This is a genomic window from Niallia sp. RD1 (assembly GCF_024219955.1).
Classification (GTDB): domain Bacteria; phylum Bacillota; class Bacilli; order Bacillales; family Cytobacillaceae; genus Niallia; species Niallia alba.
Genome location: NZ_CP100420.1, coordinates 4,739,363 through 4,761,439, shown reverse-complemented (window position 1 = coordinate 4,761,439; position 22,077 = coordinate 4,739,363). Strand labels below are relative to the sequence as shown.

Genomic DNA, 22,077 nt, shown 5'->3' with positions numbered 1-22,077 from the left:
AACTTTATTTAACCGTTTAAAAGCTTTTTAATGATGGTATATAATAGTATTAAGTTTCTTTAGGAAGCAATAAAGTGAAAATTCCATCAGTGGGGGTTTTCCTTCATTGATGGTTAGTTGAACCAATCGGACCTTTACGGACAGTTGATCTCCCACCTATCTTCCTCGTATTCTCATAAAAAAAGAGGGGGGAGTCTTACTGTCCGTTAAGAGTGGGATAAAAATATAGAAGAACATATCAGGGTGTCTCAATCATATTTGACAGCACTCGTGCATTTTATAAAACGAGGATGGGACATAAGTATTCCAGCCAAGGATAATTCCGAACAATTATACGAAGATGCTAATGAATGTTCCGTATAATTGTTCGGGCTTTTATTTGTTTTTCAAAGGATGTTTCCATGAAGTTTGGTGCGATTCCCCGCAGCCGGAATACACTTCGCTTTCCATGGGGCTCGCGCTGAGCCGCTTCGGCCTGTGGCCTGCAGGGTCTCAGACTGTCTCGCTAATCCCATAGGAGCATTCCTGTGGGGGTAGTTTTAGGGGCTTGCATAAAAAAAGATACTCCTATATGATGCATGTATCAACGCCAATCAATACGCAGCAAGGAGAATCTACTATGAATAATAAACGTAATCAAAAAATAAATCAAGTCACTAATTCTACTCTTATCATTGGCATTGATATAGCAAAAAGAACGCATTATGCTTGTGCAGTGGATGATAGAGGACGGGAATTAAGTAAATCCTTCGCCGTCCATCAGTCTAATCAAGGCTTTCAACAATTTTATATTCACTTACATCAATTGATGAAGAAACAGGGAAAGAAGGATCTTTTGATCGGTTTTGAACCTACAGGTCATTATTGGATGAATCTCGCTGCATTTCTTGCCTCCAAAGGCATTCGTTACGTCATTGTGAATCCCTTACATGTAAAACGATCGAAGGAAATGGATGACAATCTCCAAACAAAGAATGATAAGAAAGATGCGAGAGTTATTGCCAAATTAATCACAAACGGCTATTTTAGTTCTATTCGCAAGCTAGAAGGAATAGAAGCAGAACTTAGACAAGGATCTTCTATTCGGGGGAGTGTGAAGAAAGAAATAGCGAAAGTAAAAAACCAGATCATTCGATGGACAGACCGATATTTCCCTGAATTTTATACTGCTTTTAAGGAGTTAGGAAAGAATGCTTGTGCGGTGTTAAAACAGACGCCTTTACCAGTAGACTTAGTAGGACGAGAGGTAGAAGAGTTGATCACTTTCTATCGAGAGAAAGAACAGCTGGCCTATCCAGCAAGATCCAAAATAGCCAAATTAATAAAGGCGGCAGAACAATCCATCGGCTTAACAGAAGGCGTTGAAATGGCACGACTGGAAATTGTTATGTTGATACAAAAATATGAACTATATACAAATCAGTTAGAAACAGTGAATCAAGAATTAAAAGACATGGTGGAAGACCTAGCTGAATTTCACTATCTCTTATCGATTCCGGGTATTGGGGAAGAGACAGTGATTGATTTACTGTCAGAAGTAGGATCTCTAAAGAATTATCAACATCCACGCCAACTCATAAAATTAGCGGGATTAACATTACGAGAAAATTCTTCTGGAAAGTATATTGGTCGAAAAAGTCTTTCAAAGCGAGGGAGAAGAAAACTACGATCGCTTCTCTATCGGGCAGTACTCCCTTTAATACGAAACAATAAGGTCTTTCACGATTTATATCAATATTATATTACCAGGACAAATAATCCACTAAAGAAAAAAGAAGCACTTGTTATACTCTGTAGTAAACTATTGAAAGTATTTCATGGGTTAAGTCACCAAGAAGTTTTGTTTGATGGAGAACGGATGAGACAGGATATTTCCGTCTTCCCCGCCTAACATATCCAAGGTAGAGCTTAATGTAAAAAATAATTCACAAGATGACACAGTAGCTGGCTTATAAAAAGACATACGACTTAGAGTCTATATAGGAGCAGGATGCCAGCCTCTACCTTATGATGAAACCAAACGAAGGAATGTAAGCGCGCGACGCTAAGAGACATGGGAGGGTACGTTCTCGTAAGAATAGTAGAGACCAAAGTGCATCAAATAATGTACCTTTGTCAATTAATCCCTATTGACTCTAGCGAAGCGTCTTCTTCATTCCCAGTTATTTTATAAAATGGGGAAAACCACCTGTGATAAGTCTGAAATAAGTTAAAAAAAATTTTTTATTTCACCAATAATCTACTACAAACGTTGGTATATCAACTTTTCCGGAGGGAGTCTTCGTGTATTCCGGCTGCTCTGTTTTTCCAACTAATTATATTTCCTCTTGTAAAAAGTATGCGAAAGCAGCCGCTATTTACTAGCTATATTAGAAATTGTTCGTCTTTACAGAGTATCTATTTAGTTATGTCCCATCCTCATTTTATAAAACAAAGCATTTATAAAAGTGTATGAGTGCTGTTCCACTTTGAGGCATCCTTTTTTTGAGCGCTAAAAGCCCTACTGTTCTTACTATGTAGAATTACTACTATTATCTGTGAAGGAATGGTATAATACATATTTAAATACAAGTATAAATTAGGTTTTTTAATAAAAATAAGGTATTCTAATATAAAATACAATCTTAGATGAAAAGAAATAGTTAAACGGAAGGAAGATATACCAATCTAGTCGCACATTCATCGCTATTTTTGGTTATATACTGAATGAAAGTGAGTTGTTACCTTATGGATTTAATGTCAATTGAAAATCCAGCATTTTTAAAGGGGTTGTCTGATGAGGAACTAAAGAGCCTCAGTGAAGAAATCCGTCACTTTTTAATTAATAAGCTTTCTCTAACTGGCGGTCATATTGGTCCTAACTTAGGGGTAGTGGAATTAACGATTGCCCTTCATAAAAGCTTTGATAGCCCAAAGGATAAATTTATTTGGGATGTAGGCCATCAATCCTATGTACACAAAATTTTAACAGGTCGTGCAAAAGATTTTGATACCCTTAGACAATACAAAGGATTAAGTGGGTTTCCAAAAATGAATGAAAGTGAGCATGATGTCTGGGAAACCGGTCATAGCTCTACTTCCTTATCTGCTGCAATGGGGATGGCCGTAGCTCGGGATATCAAAAAAGAAGATTCCTATATTGTTCCAATAATCGGAGATGGCGCATTAACAGGTGGAATGGCTCTTGAAGCATTAAACCATATCGGTGATGAAAAGAAAAATATGATTGTTATCCTCAATGATAATGAAATGTCGATTGCACCGAATGTGGGAGCTCTTCATCAAGTATTAGGCAGATTAAGAACGGCTGGAAAATACCAATGGGTAAAAGATGAATTGGAAATGCTTTTAAAGAAAATTCCAGCAGTCGGTGGAAAGATGGCTTCTACTGCGGAAAGAATTAAAGATAGCCTAAAATATTTATTGGTATCCGGTGTGTTTTTTGAAGAGTTAGGTTTTACTTATCTAGGTCCAGTAGATGGACATGATTTTGATGACTTATTCGAACAAATAAACTATGCAAAGAAAACTTCCGGCCCAGTTTTATTGCACGTCATTACGAAAAAAGGAAAAGGATTTTCTCCTGCAGAAAAAGATAAAATTGGAACATGGCACGGAACTGGTCCATATAAGATTGAAACAGGTGATTTTGTCAAACCAACGATTACTGCACCTACGTGGAGTAAACTCGTAAGTGATACCGTTTTAAAATTGGCTAGATCAGATGAACGGATTGTGGCTGTTACTCCTGCTATGCCAGTTGGTTCAAAATTAGAAGCATTTGCAAAAGAATTACCAGATCGAATGTTAGATGTTGGTATAGCTGAACAGCATGCAGTTACATTAGCAGCAGGACTCGCTACACAAAAGATGAAGCCATTTTTAGCAATCTATTCTACTTTTTTGCAAAGAGCGTATGATCAGGTACTTCATGATGTATGCCGTCAAAGATTAAATGTGTTTATTGGGATTGACCGAGCAGGTTTAGTAGGAGCAGATGGGGAAACGCATCAAGGAATTTATGATATTGCGTTTTTACGACATATGCCAAACCTAGTATTGATGATGCCAAAGGACGAAAACGAAGGACAGCATATGGTAAATACAGCAATAGAGTATAATGATGGACCGATTGCTATGCGTTTTCCTCGTGGCAATGGGATAGGAGTTAAGCTTGATCCTACTTTAAAAACGATCCCAATTGGTACATGGGAAGTACTAAGAGAGGGAACAGATGCAGCAATCCTTACGTTTGGAACGACAATTGAAATGGCGATGGAAGCAGCAAATCAACTCGAATCACAGGGAATCCATGTAAAAGTAGTTAATGCGAGATTTATTAAACCGCTAGATGAAAAAATGCTTACAGACTTATTGCAAAAACAAATACCAATTTTGACAATTGAAGAAGCTGTTCTGCAAGGTGGTTTTGGAAGTTATTGTTTAGAATATGCACATGATCATGGGTTTGGTGCAAATGTGATTGATCGCATGGGAATCCCAGATGAATTTATTGAGCATGGAGATGTGAACTCTTTATTAAGTGAAATTAAATTAACTAAAGAGGAAGTTGTAAATAGAATTTTAGCCATTGCCAGAAAAAAACAAAAGAGGGCTTAGATTATTCATGAAGAAAGAAAGAATTGATGTATTATTAGTGGAACAAGGCTTATTCGACACAAGGGAGAAGGCAAAACGAGCTGTTATGGCTGGAATTGTCTACTGTGAGGAGAATAGACTAGATAAACCAGGTGAAAAAATAAGCGCAGATTCAAAGCTGTCTGTAAAAGGAAAAACGCTACAGTATGTATCCAGAGGCGGACTGAAGCTTGAAAAGGCGCTGAAAGCATTTGATGTCGATATGAAAGAAAAAGTATTACTAGATATTGGATCCTCTACTGGTGGATTTACTGATTGTGCGCTCCAAAATGGAGCAAAACAATCCTATGCGCTAGATGTGGGCTATAATCAGTTGGCTTGGAAACTTAGACAAGATGAGCGTGTCATTGTAATGGAAAGAACCAATTTTCGTTACGTAACTCCCGCGGATTTAAAAGGGGAAATGCCTACCATAGCGTCTATAGATGTTTCTTTTATATCATTAAAACTGATACTACCAGTATTAAAAACACTGTTAGTATCAGGCAGTGATATCATTGCACTAGTAAAACCTCAATTTGAAGCAGGCAGAGAACAGGTTGGGAAAAAAGGAATTGTCAGAGACCGAAAAGTCCATGAATCTGTATTAGAAATGATTATCGATTTTTCTATTAAAGAGGGATATATCGTTAAAAATCTGTCTTTTTCTCCCATAACAGGTGGGGATGGAAATATTGAGTTTTTACTACATCTTCATTGGGATGAACGTGGAGAGCAATCAACACATTTTTATCAAATAAAAGAGACTGTAGAAGCTGCACATTCCGAATTGAAAGCAAAAAAGGAAACGGAAGAATAAGCTAATGGTAAAAGGGTTTGACTGCATCAAGGGATCTATTAGTCAATGTGCTAGTAGTACTTCTATGCTGGCTGACCCTTTTTGGTATGTCCAAAATAGAGCGAAAATAGTTGCAGAAGTAATTTGTTTTCGTATGAGTAAAATGTTTGTGGGAGAATAAATATCCTTTTTGTCTAGTTGGGGGACGAGTCCCCCAACTAGACAAAAAGGCCACCAAGCGAAAGCGCGGTAGCTGGAAAAAATTAAGTATTAAAAAAGAGAGCTTCCTTTTGTAAAGTAGAGTTTGACTAGAAAACTACGAAAAGGAGAGGCTCTCATGAATCAATGTAACATAAAAATGCCATCATTAAAAGAATTGGAAAAAACTTTATTTCGAACACTACAAATGACGTTTCAAGAAATCCTTATTCAAACGTTAGAAAATTGGGATCAAGAGATTGCCAAGCAACGAGACAAAAGAAGATTTGCTTTACGTGATAAACGAGAAATACGATTAGATACAGCGTTTGGAGCTGTGGAGCTGAAGCGTAATTATTATTTTGATCGTGTGACTAAAAAATATATTTGTCTATTAGATCACTATTTACAGTTTCAGGGGAATAAGGGATTTAGTCCGCTACTAGAAGAATGGGGGTTAGAACTAGCGACGAATGGCTCCTCCTATCGAAAGGCGGTGGAAACGTTCGAACAATTTTTAGGCTATTCGGCGATGAGCCACGAAGCATTACGGCAACATCTTCTTCAAACAAGCGTACTTCCCGCTAAGGAAAAACGCCCTTTTCAAAAGGTATTGTTTGTCGAAGTAGATGGATTATATGTGAAGAGTCAAGAAAAGAAAAAGCGTGGATGGGAGTTGAAATTCGCCGCTGTACACGAGGGATGGAAAGAAAACGGAAAGCGAATCAGGCTCCGAAATAAAAGGCATTTTCTTTATGAAGGAAAAGAACCCTTTTGGGAAGCCTTTGAAACGTTCTTACAGAATCATTATGCGTATGATCCTACCCAAACCTTGCTTATTATTAATGGTGATGGAGCAGGCTGGATAACGGCATGTCGGGAGTATTTTCGGGAACGCGCCTTTTTCACCATGGATCGTTTTCATGTCGCTCGTTCGATGAAGCAACTAATGAAGAGCCATCCTCGATACCGCTACATGAAAAGAGCGTTAAGAAACTACCAGGTAGAAACATTACTTCTAGAGTTGAATAGCGCAGTAGGAACAATGGATACACCAGAAAAAGAAGAAAAACTAGAGCATTTCCTTGCCTTTTTAACGCATCATCAGGAAACCATAAAAGATTACCGTAGTTGGTTACAGGAAAAAGGTGTGGACACGACAGCGTATCGTCCAATGGGAAGTGCAGAGGCGATGATGAATCAATTAGCCAAACGATTAAAGAATGGAAGAGCATGGAGCAAAAAAGGAGTCATGAGCATGGCGCGCTTGTGGATTGGATTGAAGGATGACCTATCCATCCCAACGATATATGGGAAATGGGAAAAAGCCACGGAAAAATCAAAGAAAGAGCATCGAGCGAAAAGAAAAATACCCACAAAATTAGTAACAGAAACCGTGCGTCAGAACATGCCATACTTAAATCAAGCGATTGGAAAACCCGTTCACTTTGCCTTACAGGGATTAAAAGGTTTTTAAAAAATGAGAGAATCAACAGTTGGAAGAACAAAACCAATTGGAAAGCGGATACAAACTTAGAGGTTTTACTTTATAAAAAAGGGAGCTAAAAAAACTCCCACAAAAACTTGACTCAATCTTTGTTTTCTTTGTTCTTGTAAAAAGGCGAACAAACACGGTAAAATAAAATAGAAGGAAAATGTCTAAAAAAATCGAATGAACGAATAAAAGGAAACAAATACTTTGGATAAAAAGTTGTACATATTGAATAAAAATGATAACCACTATAAAGGATGGAATATATGAATAAGGGTCAAAGGCATATAAAAATAAGAGAAATCATTACCAATAATGATATAGAAACACAAGACGAATTAGTCGATGAGTTGAAAAGTGCCGGATACAATGTAACACAAGCTACTGTATCAAGAGATATTAAAGAATTGCATTTAGTTAAAGTGCCGCTTCAAGATGGTAGATACAAATATAGCTTACCAGCTGATCAACGCTTTAATCCGTTACAAAAATTAAAAAGAATGTTAATGGACTCATTTGTAAAAATCGATTCAGCTGAAAATTTACTTGTCCTAAAATCTTTGCCAGGAAATGCTCAAGCAATTGGGGCATTAATAGATAATCTAGACTGGGATGAAATATTAGGAACTATTTGTGGAGATGATACATGTTTAATTATTTGTCGCTCCGCAGATGACGGCAAGAAAATTAGTGATCGCTTTCTTGATATGCTGTAATATGGGGGGACAATAATTGCTAAGTGAATTATCGATTAAAAATTTCGCAATCATAGATAGTCTATCCATTTCTTTTAAAAAGGGACTTTCTGTGCTTACAGGTGAAACTGGTGCGGGAAAGTCAATTATTATTGATGCTATAAATTTATTAGTTGGTGGTCGTGGTTCAGCTGAATTTGTTCGTCATGGGGAAGAAAAGGCGGAAATTGAGGGGCTATTTTATATTGAAGATGGTCATCCATGCTTTCGGAAAATGGATGAATTTGGCATAGATATAGACGAAGGCACCATTGTGTTAAGAAGAGATATTGCTTTGTCTGGCAAAAGTGTTTGTCGGATTAATGGGAAGCTTATCACAATTGCTGTCCTACGTGAAATAGGTTCAACCTTAATAGATATTCATGGACAGCATGAACATCAGGAATTAATGGATGAAACGAAACACTTACATTTGCTGGATACTTTTGCAATGGGAGAATTAGCCCCTGTTCTGGAAGAATACGGGGAAGTCTACCGTTCCTATAACCAAACGCAAAAAAAATTAATGAATTTAACGGAAAATGAGCAACAAATGGCTCAAAGACTAGATTTATTGCAATTTCAGTTTAATGAAATCGAAAGCGCTCATTTAAAAATAAACGAAGATGAAGAGCTAATGGAAGAAAGAAAAAAATTAAGTAATTTTGAGAAAATTTATGATAGCATCCAGACAGGTTATAACGCTCTTAGAGGAGAGCAAAAGGGCTTGGATTGGCTTGGTGAGGTAATGGGTAATATGGAAGAAGCTGCAAGCCTTGATACCGAGTACAAAGATATGGCTGAATCTGTTTCAAATAGCTATTATATTTTAGAGGATATTGCAAGACAGCTGCGAAGTGCTTTAGATTACTTGGAATACGATCCTAAAAGATTGAATGAGATTGAAACAAGGCTCAATGAAATCAATACATTAAAGCGGAAATATGGAACAACCGTAACAGATATTTTAGAGTATGCTGCTAAAATAGAAGAAGAATTAGAAACATTACAAAATAAAGAAACTCATATTGATTTATTGGAGCGTGAGCTAGCTTCTCTGAAAAAAGATCTTTTAGTGGAAGCGAAGGAATTGAATACCTTAAGAAGAAAAGCTGCTGTCCGTTTAACAGATAGTATTCATCAAGAATTAAAAGAACTTTACATGGAAAAGACCATTTTTGAGGTTAGAATCCATGCGGATGAGAACAATGTCACTAAAAAAGGAATTGATGTAGTCGAATTTTATATATCCACTAACCCAGGAGAACCGTTAAAACCACTATCGAAAATCGTTTCTGGCGGTGAATTATCGAGAATGATGCTTGCATTAAAAAGCATTTTTTCTAAACATCAAGGCGTTACATCCATTATATTTGATGAGGTAGATACTGGGGTAAGTGGAAGAGTCGCTCAAGCTATTGCTGAAAAAATTCATCATGTTTCCGTTGATTCTCAAGTGCTTTGCATATCTCACTTACCGCAAGTTGCTGCAATGGCTGATACGCATTTATTCATTGCGAAAAAAATTGAGGATGGAAGAACCTCTAGCTCGGTAACACCATTAGTACAACAAGAAAAGATAAAAGAGATTGGACGAATGATTTCTGGAACAGAAATAACGGAATTAACAAAAAAACATGCAAAAGAGCTGTTAAAATTAGCGCAAAAAGCCAAGAATAAAATATAGACACGTAAAACCTCTGTATATGTGCAGAGGTTTATTTTATTCTTTTGAATAATTGTCTAGATATACCTAACACGATAGAGATAAATTTCAAAGTTTATCCAATATGGGTATGTATTAAAAATTTTTAACAGTTATAAATGAGGCCGTAACAGGCAAACTTATAAATGTAGCCGGAGAAGTAGTGGTGAAAAGAAGCGAGGAGAGTGAAGTGAATTGAAAAGTGATATCCTTAGAAAAATAATTGGTGGGATTCTCCTTGTTTCATTAATATCGTTAGTATGTAATCAATCATTTCAAGAATATCTTCATATCCCAAAGAGCATTACATTGTTTGAAGGACAATCAGTGGCAATCAACAATAGTGAGGCGATTTCTGTGACAGCAAATGTAGCAGACGAAGATTCGGTTGTTGCATTAAGTCAAGAAAAAGGAAAACTTTCTTTGCAAGGAAAAGTTAGTGGGAAAGACGAGATGATGCTTGAGCTTGCAGGTTTTCCGATAAAAAAAGTGGATGTGAATGTTTTAAAGGATTTTAAAGTAATTCCTGGTGGCCAATCCATCGGGGTAAAACTAAATACAGTTGGCGTATTGGTGGTAGGGCACCATCAGGTTAACACCGAAGAAGGCAAGCAATCACCTGGTGAAAAAGCAGGGATTAAAGTTGGCGATATGATTGTAGAAATAAATGGAAAGAAAATCGAGAAAATGGCAGATGTAGCACCATTTGTTCAAAAAGCAGGCGAAGAAAATAAACCATTAGATTTAAAAATAAAAAGAGAGAAAGAAGAGTTTAAAACAAAGTTAATGCCGCTAAAAGAAAAAGGGGATAACGCGTTTAAATTAGGATTATATATAAGGGATTCAGCAGCAGGGATTGGAACGATGACTTTTTATCACCCAGATTCGATGAAATATGGTGCATTAGGACACGTAATATCAGATATGGATACAAAAAAACCAATTGTTGTGGATGATGGAGAAGTATTACGATCAACGGTCACAAGTATCGAAAAAGGAAGCAATGGGAATCCTGGTGAAAAATTAGCAAGATTCTCAGAAGATAAAGAAGTAATCGGGGATATTAAAACAAATAGTCCTTTTGGAATATTTGGTGAATTAAATAAAGAAATTAAAAATGGAATAATGGATAAGCCGATGCCAATTACATTATCAGACCAAGTAAAAGAAGGACCAGCACAAATATTGACGGTTGTAGATAATGATCAGGTGAAGCTATTTGATATAGAAGTGGTAAGCTCTGTTCCGCAAAAGTATCCTGCTACAAAAGGATTAGTCATTAAAGTGACAGATAAAGAATTATTGAGCAAAACAGGCGGGATTGTACAAGGAATGAGTGGTAGTCCAATCATTCAAGATGGAAAGGTTATAGGTGCAGTGACACATGTATTTGTAAATGATCCGACAAGCGGATACGGAGTGCATATTGAATGGATGTTAAATGAGGCAGGAATTGATATTTACGAAAAAGGACAAAAAGCGTCATAAATAAAAACGTAGCATGTAAAAGGATTAATCGACAATCCTTTTACATGCTACATTTTAAATGTACCTACTTTTTACATGTTTTGCATGATGAAATCTAACAAGTAGCCAACTGTAATAAATAATCCGAACATAGTATTTGTCAATCCGGTATTTTTCATGGCAATTGGTGTTTGGCTTCGATCCCCTCTAAAGCCTTTGATTGCTTCAAGAGGCTTCTTGAAACTTAGCAATACAATTAAGAGCCATGGACTGAAAATGCCAAAAGCCACGAAGATAACGATCCAAAGATAAGATAATATAAATAATGCCGCAAGGAGGTTGACTGCTTTGTTAAAGCCGATTAGAATAGCAATCGTTTTTCTGCCACCTAATGTATCCTCTTCAATGTCTCTAATATTATTTGATAAATTAATGGCGCCAATAAGAATTGCGATTGGTACAGAAATAAGGATACTTTCTTGACTGATGACACTAGTTTGAATGTAGAAAGAAATAAGGATAAAAATACATCCCATACAGATGCCAGAAAATACTTCTCCAAATGGTGTATAGGCTATCGGTAGCGGTCCACCCGTATATAAATATCCAATAGCCATGCCCAACAAGCCGACTAATGCAATCCACCAAGAAGTATTAGAACAAATATATATACCTAAAAGCAGTGCAATAACGTATAAGGAAATGGCCATATTTAATACTAATTTCGGTTTCATTCCATGATGAACAATAGCTCCGCCTATTCCTACAGAATCTGCCGTATCTATACCCCTTATATAATCATAGTACTCATTAAATAAGTTAGTTGCTATTTGAATAATCAAACAAGCAAACATCATGGCAAAAAATAAACCCCATTTTGTAGAGGCATGAGGGAAAGATAATACTGTACCAATTGAAACGGGTACAAAAGAAGCTGTTAGCGTATGAGGCCTTGTTAGCTTCCACAGTATTTTATAAGTTGGTTTTTCTTCGTTTGTGACGTTCTCCATAAAAATATCCTTTCTATCTCTGGGAAAATGATAAAAGCACGACTATTTTATAGCTGATAAGTAAAAAATGTGCTTAATGTTTAATCTGTTCTAGACACATTTATTGGAATCAAAAAATAAGTGCATCTTTTGCCCAACTTTAATAATACCGTATAAAGTAATCTTCCAACAAGAAAATATTCATAAAAAAGTCATAATTTTTTCTTCCAGAAAAAGAAGTGTTTGGGTAAATGGAAGTTAATTTTCCTATGTTCTTTTTCTTCTCTACTAGGTAATGTATAATAATAATATAAAGATAAAGATTTTTCGACAAACGAGTGAAATATATCGAAATCGGTCGAAAACATGAGAAAATGAGAGAAATAATAGGGTTTTTCCTATTTTTTAAGTTTTTTTTATAAAATTAAAGGATTTTTGGTTGCTTTGTCGAAAATGTCCTTTAGAATAAAAATATAGATAAAATAGAGACATTTGGATTGAGGGAGGAAACAATCGTTGAAAAAGATAAAAGTTTGTATTGTGGATGACAATCGAGAACTAGTTGGATTATTGGAAGAGTATATAGATGCTCAAGCTGACATGGAAGTAATTGGAGTTGCACATAATGGGCAAGAGTGTCTGGAATTAATGGAACAGTTAGAACCAGATGTTATGGTTCTCGATATCATTATGCCTCATTTAGACGGTCTAGCTGTACTAGAAAGAATGCGCCAGATGAATAAACCTATGCCTAACGTGATAATGTTAACAGCTTTTGGCCAAGAGGATGTTACGAAAAAAGCCGTTGAATTAGGGGCCTCTTATTTCATTTTAAAACCGTTTGATATGGATTATTTAGCAAGCCATATTCGCCAAGTAAGCGGTAAAACAACTGGATTTGTGAGAAAGTCTTCTACATCTTTCAAAACACACCAAGAACCAAAAACGAAGAATTTAGATGCAAGCATTACGAGTATCATTCATGAGATTGGTGTACCTGCTCATATTAAAGGCTACCTTTATTTACGCGAAGCTATTTCCATGGTTTATAATGATATTGAATTATTAGGATCGATCACAAAAGTATTGTATCCGGATATCGCTAAAAAATTTAATACAACGGCAAGCCGTGTGGAACGTGCAATTCGTCATGCAATTGAAGTAGCGTGGAGCAGAGGAAATATCGATTCCATTTCTTCCTTATTCGGCTACACGGTAAGCATGTCTAAAGCAAAACCAACAAACTCTGAGTTTATCGCAATTGTAGCAGATAAATTAAGGTTGGAACATAAGGCTTCTTGAGAGGGTTAGGAAAGTTTTCAAACATACCAAAATGACGTTTGCTGTTTTGGTATGATTGAAATGATACCAAGAAAGCCTTTATTTAATCTTAAGAGGCAAATCTTTGAAGCGTAATTAATTGTGATAAATCCAAAATAAGGAATTTATTTTAAAAAATTGAAAAATTTATTCTTAAAGGTTTGCTTTCTGTAGATGAACCTGTTAATATTAAGGAGACTTATTTTTGTTCTTTAGAAAATAGTTGAGATTTACATATTTCTTTATTTTTTACTACGAGCAAGGATAGTAATACATTTGTGCATTAAGCACATAGGAGGAAACAAGAAATGGCTACAGGTAAAGTAAAATGGTTTAACGCAGAAAAAGGTTTTGGATTCATCGAAACAGCAGAAGGACAAGATGTATTCGTACATTTCAGCGCTATTCAAACTGAAGGTTTCAAAACTTTAGATGAAGGTCAAGAAGTAAGCTTTGACATTGAAGAAGGTCAACGCGGACCTCAAGCTGCTAACGTAGTAAAAAACTAATTTAACAAAAACGATACAGGCTCTGACATATGTTGGAGCCTGTTTTTTTTGATGGTTTCGAAAACCCCTGGCTATGCCGGGGGTTCCGGAGAGCTTATAGCGAGGTAACAAAAAAACCTCCTTTCATGGTAGGATAAAGTTGGTTTCCCGACCACTTTATCTCACGCAAGAAGGAGGTATGCCCTTATGAAGGACATGAACAGTTTAGCACATACAACATGGAATTGTAAGTATCACATAGTCTTTGCCCCAAAATACAGAAGGCAAATTATTTATGGCAAATACAAAAAGAGTATAGGACAAATCATAAGAGAGCTATGTGAAAGAAAAGGTGTCATTATACATGAAGCAAATGCCTGTCCGGATCATATCCATATGTTGGTTAGTATTCCACCAAAATTAAGTGTATCGCAGTTCATGGGTTACCTAAAAGGAAAAAGTAGCCTGATGATATTTGATCGACATGCGAATTTGAAATATCGCTATGGGAATCGTAAATTTTGGTGTCGTGGTTTCTACGTTGATACCGTGGGGAGAAATAAGAAACAAATACAAGAATATATAAGAAATCAGCTGAAAGAAGATTATATGGCTGATCAGCTAACTTTGTTCGAAGAATTCGATCCGTTCACGGGTGAGAAAAATCGGAAGTAAATAAAGAAATTCTTTAGAATTGGTGAGTGAATGTGGTGCAGAAGGGAAACCTTTTCAGTGGGCCTTTAAGGCCGAGGCCGGTAAGAGAGGCTTTTAGCCGCAGAGCAAACCACCAGTTCACACTGGTGGTTTTGATTATCATTTATTCCACTCTTAACGGAGAGTAAGACTCCACCCCTCAAGCTTATGAGAATACTAGGAAGCTAGGTGAGAGATCAACTGTCCATAAAGGTCTGATTGGTTCAACTAACCATCAGTGGGGGGAGGAGGGAAAACCCCAATGTCATCAAGTTAAGAAACCAGTAATTACCAGTGGTAAACCAAAATTGATGTTTATAATATTCTGATAACTAAAAAAGCCAATAGGATGCCCGGGAAGTGCCTATTTAATTTTTTTGGCATTTCCCTGATTTTCCTATTTGTTCGTTTTGTTAGATAGCTGGTCGTTGTCCAAATCCATGTTTATTCGCATTTAGCCCTCTGGAACGTTTAAATTTCCTTCCAGGTCTAATTGGGACTCTATTTCGCTGAACTTCGTTCAGTAGGTCTTTATACATCTTTTTTCTTCGCCTTTGACTTGGTTCAATGATTAAACAAATGAGCTTATCTTTTAGTGCGCCAATTAAAATATTGGTGTTAGTTTTATATTTGTGCTTTAAGTCTTTATCCTTCTGATCCTCGGCGATGATCACATCTGACTCATGCTTTAGTAGGGAAGCCATGTTGCTTAAAAATAAAGCAGCATAAAACTCTTGTTCAATCGTCTGTTTTGTTTCGCCTGAGAATCTTTCAATCTGTATTTTGTTTTTTAAGACATCGTATTTTGTTTCGATTGACCATCGTTTAAAGTACAACTCTTTAAAAGCCGGAATATCAAAAGACTCATCTAATATATTCGTTATAAGTAATTCATCTTCTCCAGAGCCTAATGGGATACGGACCGCACGCAAACGCATGACGTTGCTTTTATACTTGAGTTCAATGACCTGATCAGGGATCCCTTCTTTTATAGCGGCTCGGTAAAAATTAACTGGCGTTCTAACAACAAAATTCACTTTATTCTTCAAAAGATAGTGAAAGAAATATTGAGATGGATACCCACGGTCAAAAAGAAAAAGGTCGTGGTTAGAACGCAGTTCTAGGAAACTATCAATTAATTCTATCGCTACTGTGCGCTCGCTATCTGTACATTTTGTGATTATCCCCTTTACAAATAAATCATTTCCGATATCATAAATAGTAGATACCATGGCTCTGGCAAGTTCCTTGCCATTGCCCTTTGATGCGCCGAAGGTATCTCTTAGCCTTTGGGAATTGGCTATTTCTATGATAGACGCATCAATCGCATATAACCGGAAGCCCTTATATTTAAAGGAGTTATTTGTCTGATAAAACCACGTCGTAATGGTGTCAAATAACGTCTTGAAGGCTTCTGGTTTTATTTTTTTTCGCGCTTGTGAAAATCCCTGTTTACTTATAATTTCTCCTTCTTTTTTAATCAACTCAAAAAAGTCATTCAACTCAATCTGCAAGCTTCTCGTTACTAGATTTAGCACAAACAAAATTGTTTCTGGGAAAGTCAATTTGCCTCCTTTACGTGTAAAGTAGGTTGATTTCATGCGGGAATCGCACATGAAATGGAAATCGTACAATACCTCCCTACATACTTCAATCGCTTCTAAAAACTTGCTTTTTTTCAACAAAAAAACCCCATTTCGTACGAGATATACCAAGAACTGGTATTCACGCTGATTATGGAGGTGTTTCTGAAAAGTCAAGGGGTTTTTTCAATTTTATACAACAATTTTATGAATCTTTTTTAATATTTACATATTTTTACAATTTAGGTTTATGACATTGGGGAAAACCCCCACTGATGGAAGTTTCGCTTTATTAGCAATACAAATGAATATTCTATTGCTAATAAAAGGAAGTTTTACATAAGGATGTGAATTCATATGACGAAAATATTTGCACATAGAGGTTTTTCGGCAAATTATCCTGAGAATACAATGATAGCTTTTGTAGAAGCAGAAAAGGCAAAGGCTGATGGAATAGAGATAGATATTCAAATGACTAAGGATGGGGAAATTGTTATCATCCATGACGAAAAAGTTGATCGAACGACTAACGGCTCAGGTTTTGTGCAACAATTGAGTTATAAAGAATTAAGAGCGTTAAATGCAGGACATCGATTTAAGTATAGTAATAAAGAAACTATTCCAACGTTAAGTGAGTTGTTTGAATGGATGCAGGGGAATTCAATAATCTGTAATATTGAAATGAAGAATAATAAGATTTCCTATGAGGGAATGGAAGAAAAAACAATTAATCTCATCAGACAATATGGATTTGAAAAACGGATCATTTTTTCTTCCTTTAATCATTATAGTCTCGTTCATAGTTATCGCATTGCTCCAGAAATAGAAACGGCTCCGCTATTGTCAGATGGTATCTATCAGCCATGGATTTATGCCAATGCTATAAATGCCAAAGGTTTTCATCCAAATTATAAACGATTAAACGGAGAAATAATCAGAGCTTCTGAATCGAATAATATAAAAGTAAGAGCCTACACTGTAAATAATTCGAAAACGATGAGAGCACTTATGAAGGAAGGAATATCAGCAATTATTACAGATGAGCCAATAATCGCACGAGAAATTTTAACACAGTTATAAAGAACAAAGGTCTCCCCTATCCTTCTAAAGCCATTAGAAAGATAGGGGAGACCTTTGTTTTTGAATTTATGAGGTTGGGATTTAACAAAATAGATACGCTGTTAAGACAAATATTCTCTCATTTAGCTAGTAAATATAGGTTGCTTTCGCATACTTTATTTTATTTGTTTTTAAATAAAATAAAGTGTAAGAACTAGTTCGTTCCATTACGCTATAGACACTTCATTTCACTTCGTTTTTAAAGGCTATTTTCTAAAACCTAATTATTTTACCAAGAAAAAAATGAAATAGATTGGAAAATGGAGCAGCCTAAATACACGTAGACTCCGGTGGGATTAGCGAGACAGCTGAGACCCTGCAGGCCAAGGGCCGAAGCGGCTCAGCGGGAGCCCCAAGGAAAGCGAAGTGTATTTAGGTTGCGGGTAAATAGCAACAAACCTCATGAAACATCCTTTTTGAAAACGAATAAAAAAGCCCAAACGACTATACGAGCCCTTCATTAGCATGTTCTTATAATCGTTTGGGTCTATGTTTGACTGGAATAGTTTTTTTATCTTTTAAGATGATCGCTCTCATCCAGAGAAGTCATAAGCTCGTCCCTTTTTTCAGAAAAAAATGAAAACGGGAAAAAAATTGCATAATAACGAAGAGATAGGTATAGTATAGATATGAAATAAATTGCACGGATGATAGGAAGTGTGCTAATGATCGATCGAACAATACAGTCAACCTCTTATACCCTTTTTGATGAATTGAAGGAAGGGATTATCCTTGTGGATAATCATGGAGTCATCTGCTATTTCAACCAAAGTGCTGAAAGAATGGTGCAAAAGCAATATCATCTTCAAATAGATCAGCATATTTTATCCATTATTCCTAACAGTGGAATGATGAGAGTTTTACATACAAAAAGAAAAGAAGAACAGAAAATGTTTGCAATTTCTGACACAGATTATCTTTTGATTTCTCGTTATCCACTTAAAGATAAAGAAAATCAAATAATTGGTGCTGTTGCAGTATTGCAAGAAGCTAGTCAAAAAAGAGAATGGTTAGATGATGACAATATTCAAATGTTGTTAATGCTAATTTTGCAAAAAAGTGCAGAGGCTTATGTAATAGTCGATGAGCAAGGTCTTGTTATTATGCAAAATCCATCATACGATGGTTTGATTTCTGTAGTTGACCAAGAACAACATGAATCAGTAATAAAGAATAGAGAAGAAGTTTTTCAAACAAGACGGGATGCGGAGATAACACTTAATACAGACACCTTGTGTCTTTCGATAAAAAGTACACCTATAATAGTCGATGGCAAATTAAAAGGCTGTCTGCAAATTATTAAAAATAAAACAGAAACTGTCTATTTAAAAAAAGAGCTTCAACAAACAAAAGCAATTATCCGAGGGTTGGAACATAACTATCAATTTGACGATTTTATATATCAATCACCGTTTATGAAGTTTGCCATCGAGCAGGCAAAGCTAGCAGCTGCAACTAAACGTGTCATATTTATTAGAGGTGAGGAAGGTACTGGCAAGTTTATGCTTGCCAATGCTATTCACAATTGGAGTGAAAATAAGTTTAAACTTTTTAAACGTATCCACCCAAAAAGAAATCAAGCACAACTGAATAAGTTTCTAAGCACTAATTGTACAAAATATAAAGGAACAATTTACTTAGAAAATGTCACTTATTTATCGATCGATGAACAAACATTGCTTTTAGAAAAACTAAGGGAATTTGGAAAGGGCGAGAAGCAGGCGTCTTTTCGCCTGATCATTTCATCTCCTATCAAGTTAGAAAAAGCCTTAATCGCTGGGGTATTTTTAGAAGAGCTGTATGATGAGTTAATGAAAACGAATATTTATTTACCACCTTTAAGCGAGCGTAAAGAAGATATTTATCCATTATCTAAGTATTTTCTCATGGAGCTAAATCAAGAAAGTGACAGATGGATACAAGAAATCGATTTAGAAGCGCAAAAAGCATTAGAATCTTATTCTTATACGAGCAATGCACTAGAATTAAAAGCAATTTTACAGCTTGCAGTCGTAAGGGTTCAGGAAGAAGAGACAGTGCTAAAATTGGAGCATCTTTTTCATTCAGGAGAAAAAAAGGAACAACCAATCGAACTGGAAGATACCACAGATGATGTGGATCAACCACTATCTGAGTTAGTTGAAAAATACGAGAAAGTAATTATAGAAAAAACGTTAAGAAAGTTAGAGGGAAACAAAACATTAACGGCTAAAACATTAGGGCTTTCTGTCCGAAATTTATATTATAAATTAGATAAGTATCACTTAAATTAATTTTTCTAGGGGTTTTTAAGATGAGTAGATATCGTATATTGGTAATAAACCCAAGGTCATTAGTAACAGAAATCGCTCTATATGAAAACCAGGTTCCAATTATTATAGAAGATTTGCATCATGATTCCGAAAAAATACGAGAATTCTCATCAATTGTTTCTCAATATAAGTTCCGAACAAATGAAATTCTCTTATATCTAGTGGATAAAGGAATTAATCTTTCCAAGCTAGCTGCTGTGTGTGGTAGAGGGGGGTTACTTAAACCAATCGATGGAGGTACCTATATAATCAATGCTGCTATGCGTAATGATTTACTTGGACAAACAAGAGGTGAACATCCATCAAACTTGGGAGCTCTTATTGCTTATGAAATTGCAGAGCATTTAGAAATTCCTTCCTATATAGTTGATCCAGTCGTCGTCGATGAAATGGACAACATTGCTAAAATTTCTGGCTATCCAAAAATTACAAGAAAAAGTGTTTTTCATGCACTTAATCATAAAGCAACTGGCAGACGCGCAGCGATGGAGCTTGGCAAAAAGTATGAGAAAGTGAAGCTAATCATCGCTCATCTTGGGGACGGGATTACGATTGGTGCACATTCAAATGGAAAAGTAATTGATGTGAATAATGGATTAAATGGAGAAGGACCATTTAGTATGGAACGCTCTGGGACACTGCCTCATGGTGATTTAGTAGATTTATGCTACTCTGGAGAATTTACGTATAAAGAGATGAAGCAACAATTGTTGTATCATTCAGGGGTAATGGCTTATCTTGACAAACCACGTTCCCTTCAAATAGAAGAAGAGCTTCAAAATCCAGACAATCCTAACTATCTAATTTTTGAAGCATTGGCCTATCAGGTTGCTAAGGAAATTGGTAGTGCCAGTGCAGTGTTATTTGGGAAAGTAGATGCAATTATTTTAACAGGTGAACTTGCGTTTAGTAACCTTTTTGTAAAATTAATTATGGAACGTGTTAGTTGGATTGCAGATATAATGGTATATCCAGGTGAAAATGAGCGACAATCATTGGCAGAAGGAGTTTTACGAGTATTACGTAAGGAAGAAATACCAAAAGAGTATGGAGATAGAGAGGAGTGTGAAGATAATGGCAAAGGAATATGATCTTGTCATTCTAGGCGGAGGAACTGGTGGTTATGTAGCAGCGATTCGCGCTTCCCAATTAGGTTTAAAAACAGCAGTTGTTGAAAAAGGAAAATTAGGTGGTACATGTTTACATAATGGTTGCATTCCGAGCAAAGCACTATTAAGAAGTGCAGAAGTTTATGCAACAGTAAAAAAAAGTGAAGAATTTGGGATTATTACATCAGATATACGATTGGACTTTAATCGAGTGCAAGAAAGAAAATCAAGCATCATAAGCCAGCTTCATAGCGGTGTGCAATATTTAATGAAAAAAGGGAAAATTGATGTTTATGAAGGAAATGGAAGAATAATGGGACCATCTATTTTTTCTCCAATGCCAGGAACGATCTCCGTTGAAATGAATAATGGAGAAGAAAACGAAATGTTGATCCCGAAAAATGTAATCATCGCAACAGGCTCTAGACCGAAAACCTTACCAGGATTAGAGATTGATGGTTCGACTGTCATTAGTTCTGAGGAAGCATTACAAATGGAAGAACTTCCTAAATCCATTATTATCGTTGGTGGGGGAGTAATAGGGGTTGAATGGGCTTCTATGCTTGCTGATTTTGATGTGAAAGTAACTATTTTAGAATATAGCGATCGATTGGTGCCAACAGAAGATAAGGAAATAAGTAAAGAATTACAACGAATCCTAAAGAAAAAAGGGATCAAGATTGTTACAGGTGCGAAGGTATTAGCAGACACCGTCCAGAAAAATTCATCTAGTGTAACTATTCAAGCAGAAAAAAATGGTGATATACAGACGTTTGAAGGTGATAAACTGCTTGTATCTGTAGGACGCATCGGAAATGTGGAAGGAATTGGTCTTGAAAATACTGAAATTGCAGTTGCTAATAATGTAATTGAAACAAATAAATACTATCAAACAAAAGAATCGCATATTTACGCAATTGGAGATTGTATTGGAGGATTGCAACTAGCACATGTTGCCTCACATGAAGGGATTATTGCCGTAGAACATATTGCAGGCGAAAATCCACAGCCGCTCGATTATAAAACAGTTTCCAAATGCATCTATACAAGTCCAGAGATTTCTAGTGTTGGTTATACAGAAGAGGAAGCTATTGCGCTTGGATTTACGATTAAAAAAGGAAAGTTTTCTTTCAAAGCCATTGGCAAAGCACTTATTTACGGGGAGCAAGATGGCTTTGTAAAAATAATTACAGATCAAGAGACAGATGATCTATTAGGTGTTCACATTATTGGAGCACATGCAACAGACCTTATTGCAGAAGCAGCTCTTGCAAAAGTACTAGATGCAACTGCGTGGGAAATTAGTAATACAATTCATCCTCATCCAAGTTTAACGGAAGCAATTGGGGAAGCAGCCCTTGCAGTTGAGGGCAAAGCCATTCATAGCTAGTAAAAAAGTTGAAAAATGTTCATTTTAATATAGGGGGAACA

Annotated in this window: 16 protein-coding genes; 14 read left to right on the top strand and 2 right to left on the bottom strand. The window is 36.1% G+C overall.

Annotated features, from left to right (window positions below):
• The first annotated feature begins 619 nt into the window (after positions 1–619).
• The 7 genes from NKG37_RS22990 to spoIVB all read left to right on the top strand — a co-directional run bounded on the left by NKG37_RS22990 (position 620) and on the right by spoIVB (position 11,054).
• A complete protein-coding gene (locus NKG37_RS22990) occupies positions 620–1,891 on the top strand; it encodes an IS110 family RNA-guided transposase (RefSeq protein ID WP_169188709.1) in 1,272 nt (423 codons plus the stop codon).
• A gap of 836 nt (positions 1,892–2,727) precedes the next feature.
• On the top strand, positions 2,728–4,620 hold the full coding sequence (dxs, locus tag NKG37_RS22985) for a 1-deoxy-D-xylulose-5-phosphate synthase (RefSeq protein ID WP_224427519.1): 1,893 nt from the start codon (positions 2,728–2,730) through the stop codon (positions 4,618–4,620).
• A 7-nt stretch (positions 4,621–4,627) separates the two neighbouring features.
• Complete coding sequence (locus NKG37_RS22980; RefSeq protein ID WP_040343429.1) at positions 4,628–5,458, top strand: TlyA family RNA methyltransferase; 831 nt, start codon at positions 4,628–4,630, stop codon at positions 5,456–5,458.
• Positions 5,459–5,795: 337 nt separating this feature from the next.
• Positions 5,796–7,112, top strand: coding sequence for an ISLre2 family transposase (locus NKG37_RS22975; RefSeq protein WP_254415388.1), 1,317 nt, complete (start codon positions 5,796–5,798; stop codon positions 7,110–7,112).
• Between the two features lie 281 nt (positions 7,113–7,393).
• Entirely contained in the window at positions 7,394–7,843 is a 450-nt protein-coding gene (gene argR, locus NKG37_RS22970) for a transcriptional regulator AhrC/ArgR (RefSeq protein ID WP_016203262.1), read from the top strand.
• 16 nt (positions 7,844–7,859) lie between these two features.
• On the top strand, positions 7,860–9,548 hold the full coding sequence (recN, locus tag NKG37_RS22965; RefSeq protein ID WP_224427518.1) for a DNA repair protein RecN: 1,689 nt from the start codon (positions 7,860–7,862) through the stop codon (positions 9,546–9,548).
• Between the two features lie 213 nt (positions 9,549–9,761).
• Complete coding sequence (gene spoIVB / locus NKG37_RS22960) at positions 9,762–11,054, top strand: SpoIVB peptidase (protein WP_016203258.1); 1,293 nt, start codon at positions 9,762–9,764, stop codon at positions 11,052–11,054.
• A gap of 71 nt (positions 11,055–11,125) precedes the next feature.
• On the opposite strand, the gene NKG37_RS22955 is transcribed toward spoIVB, so the two are convergent.
• Positions 11,126–12,043 carry a 1,4-dihydroxy-2-naphthoate polyprenyltransferase gene (locus tag NKG37_RS22955; RefSeq protein WP_016203257.1) on the bottom strand — a complete coding sequence of 306 codons (918 nt, stop codon included), beginning with the start codon at positions 12,041–12,043 and terminating at the stop codon, positions 11,126–11,128.
• A 495-nt stretch (positions 12,044–12,538) separates the two neighbouring features.
• Here NKG37_RS22955 and spo0A point away from each other — a divergent pair, with 495 nt between their 5' ends.
• From spo0A to tnpA, 3 genes are all read left to right on the top strand, one after another.
• Positions 12,539–13,324: a sporulation transcription factor Spo0A gene (spo0A, locus tag NKG37_RS22950; protein ID WP_016203256.1), complete on the top strand. Its 786-nt coding sequence runs from the start codon at positions 12,539–12,541 to the stop codon at positions 13,322–13,324.
• A 326-nt stretch (positions 13,325–13,650) separates the two neighbouring features.
• Entirely contained in the window at positions 13,651–13,851 is a 201-nt protein-coding gene (locus NKG37_RS22945) for a cold-shock protein (protein WP_016203255.1), read from the top strand.
• Positions 13,852–14,037: 186 nt separating this feature from the next.
• Complete coding sequence (gene tnpA, locus NKG37_RS22940) at positions 14,038–14,505, top strand: IS200/IS605 family transposase (RefSeq protein WP_100525941.1); 468 nt, start codon at positions 14,038–14,040, stop codon at positions 14,503–14,505.
• Positions 14,506–14,936: 431 nt separating this feature from the next.
• Here the strand turns inward: tnpA and NKG37_RS22935 are convergent, their stop codons facing one another.
• Positions 14,937–16,124: an IS4 family transposase gene (locus tag NKG37_RS22935; protein WP_254414795.1), complete on the bottom strand. Its 1,188-nt coding sequence runs from the start codon at positions 16,122–16,124 to the stop codon at positions 14,937–14,939.
• Between the two features lie 339 nt (positions 16,125–16,463).
• On the opposite strand from NKG37_RS22935, the gene NKG37_RS22930 reads away from it, so the two are divergent.
• The 4 genes from NKG37_RS22930 (at position 16,464) to lpdA (ending at position 22,036) form a co-directional block, all read left to right on the top strand.
• Entirely contained in the window at positions 16,464–17,186 is a 723-nt protein-coding gene (locus NKG37_RS22930) for a glycerophosphodiester phosphodiesterase (protein ID WP_254415387.1), read from the top strand.
• 704 nt (positions 17,187–17,890) lie between these two features.
• The gene (locus tag NKG37_RS22925) at positions 17,891–19,498 is read left to right on the top strand and encodes a sigma-54-dependent Fis family transcriptional regulator (protein WP_016203253.1); all 1,608 of its coding nucleotides are present in this window, start codon (positions 17,891–17,893) and stop codon (positions 19,496–19,498) included.
• A gap of 20 nt (positions 19,499–19,518) precedes the next feature.
• Positions 19,519–20,628 carry a butyrate kinase gene (buk, locus tag NKG37_RS22920; protein WP_101730902.1) on the top strand — a complete coding sequence of 370 codons (1,110 nt, stop codon included), beginning with the start codon at positions 19,519–19,521 and terminating at the stop codon, positions 20,626–20,628.
• Positions 20,612–22,036 (top strand): dihydrolipoyl dehydrogenase, encoded by a 1,425-nt coding sequence (gene lpdA / locus NKG37_RS22915; RefSeq protein ID WP_254415386.1) that lies wholly within the window; start codon positions 20,612–20,614, stop codon positions 22,034–22,036. Before buk ends, lpdA begins: the two co-directional genes overlap by 17 nt.
• Positions 22,037–22,077: the final 41 nt, after the last annotated feature.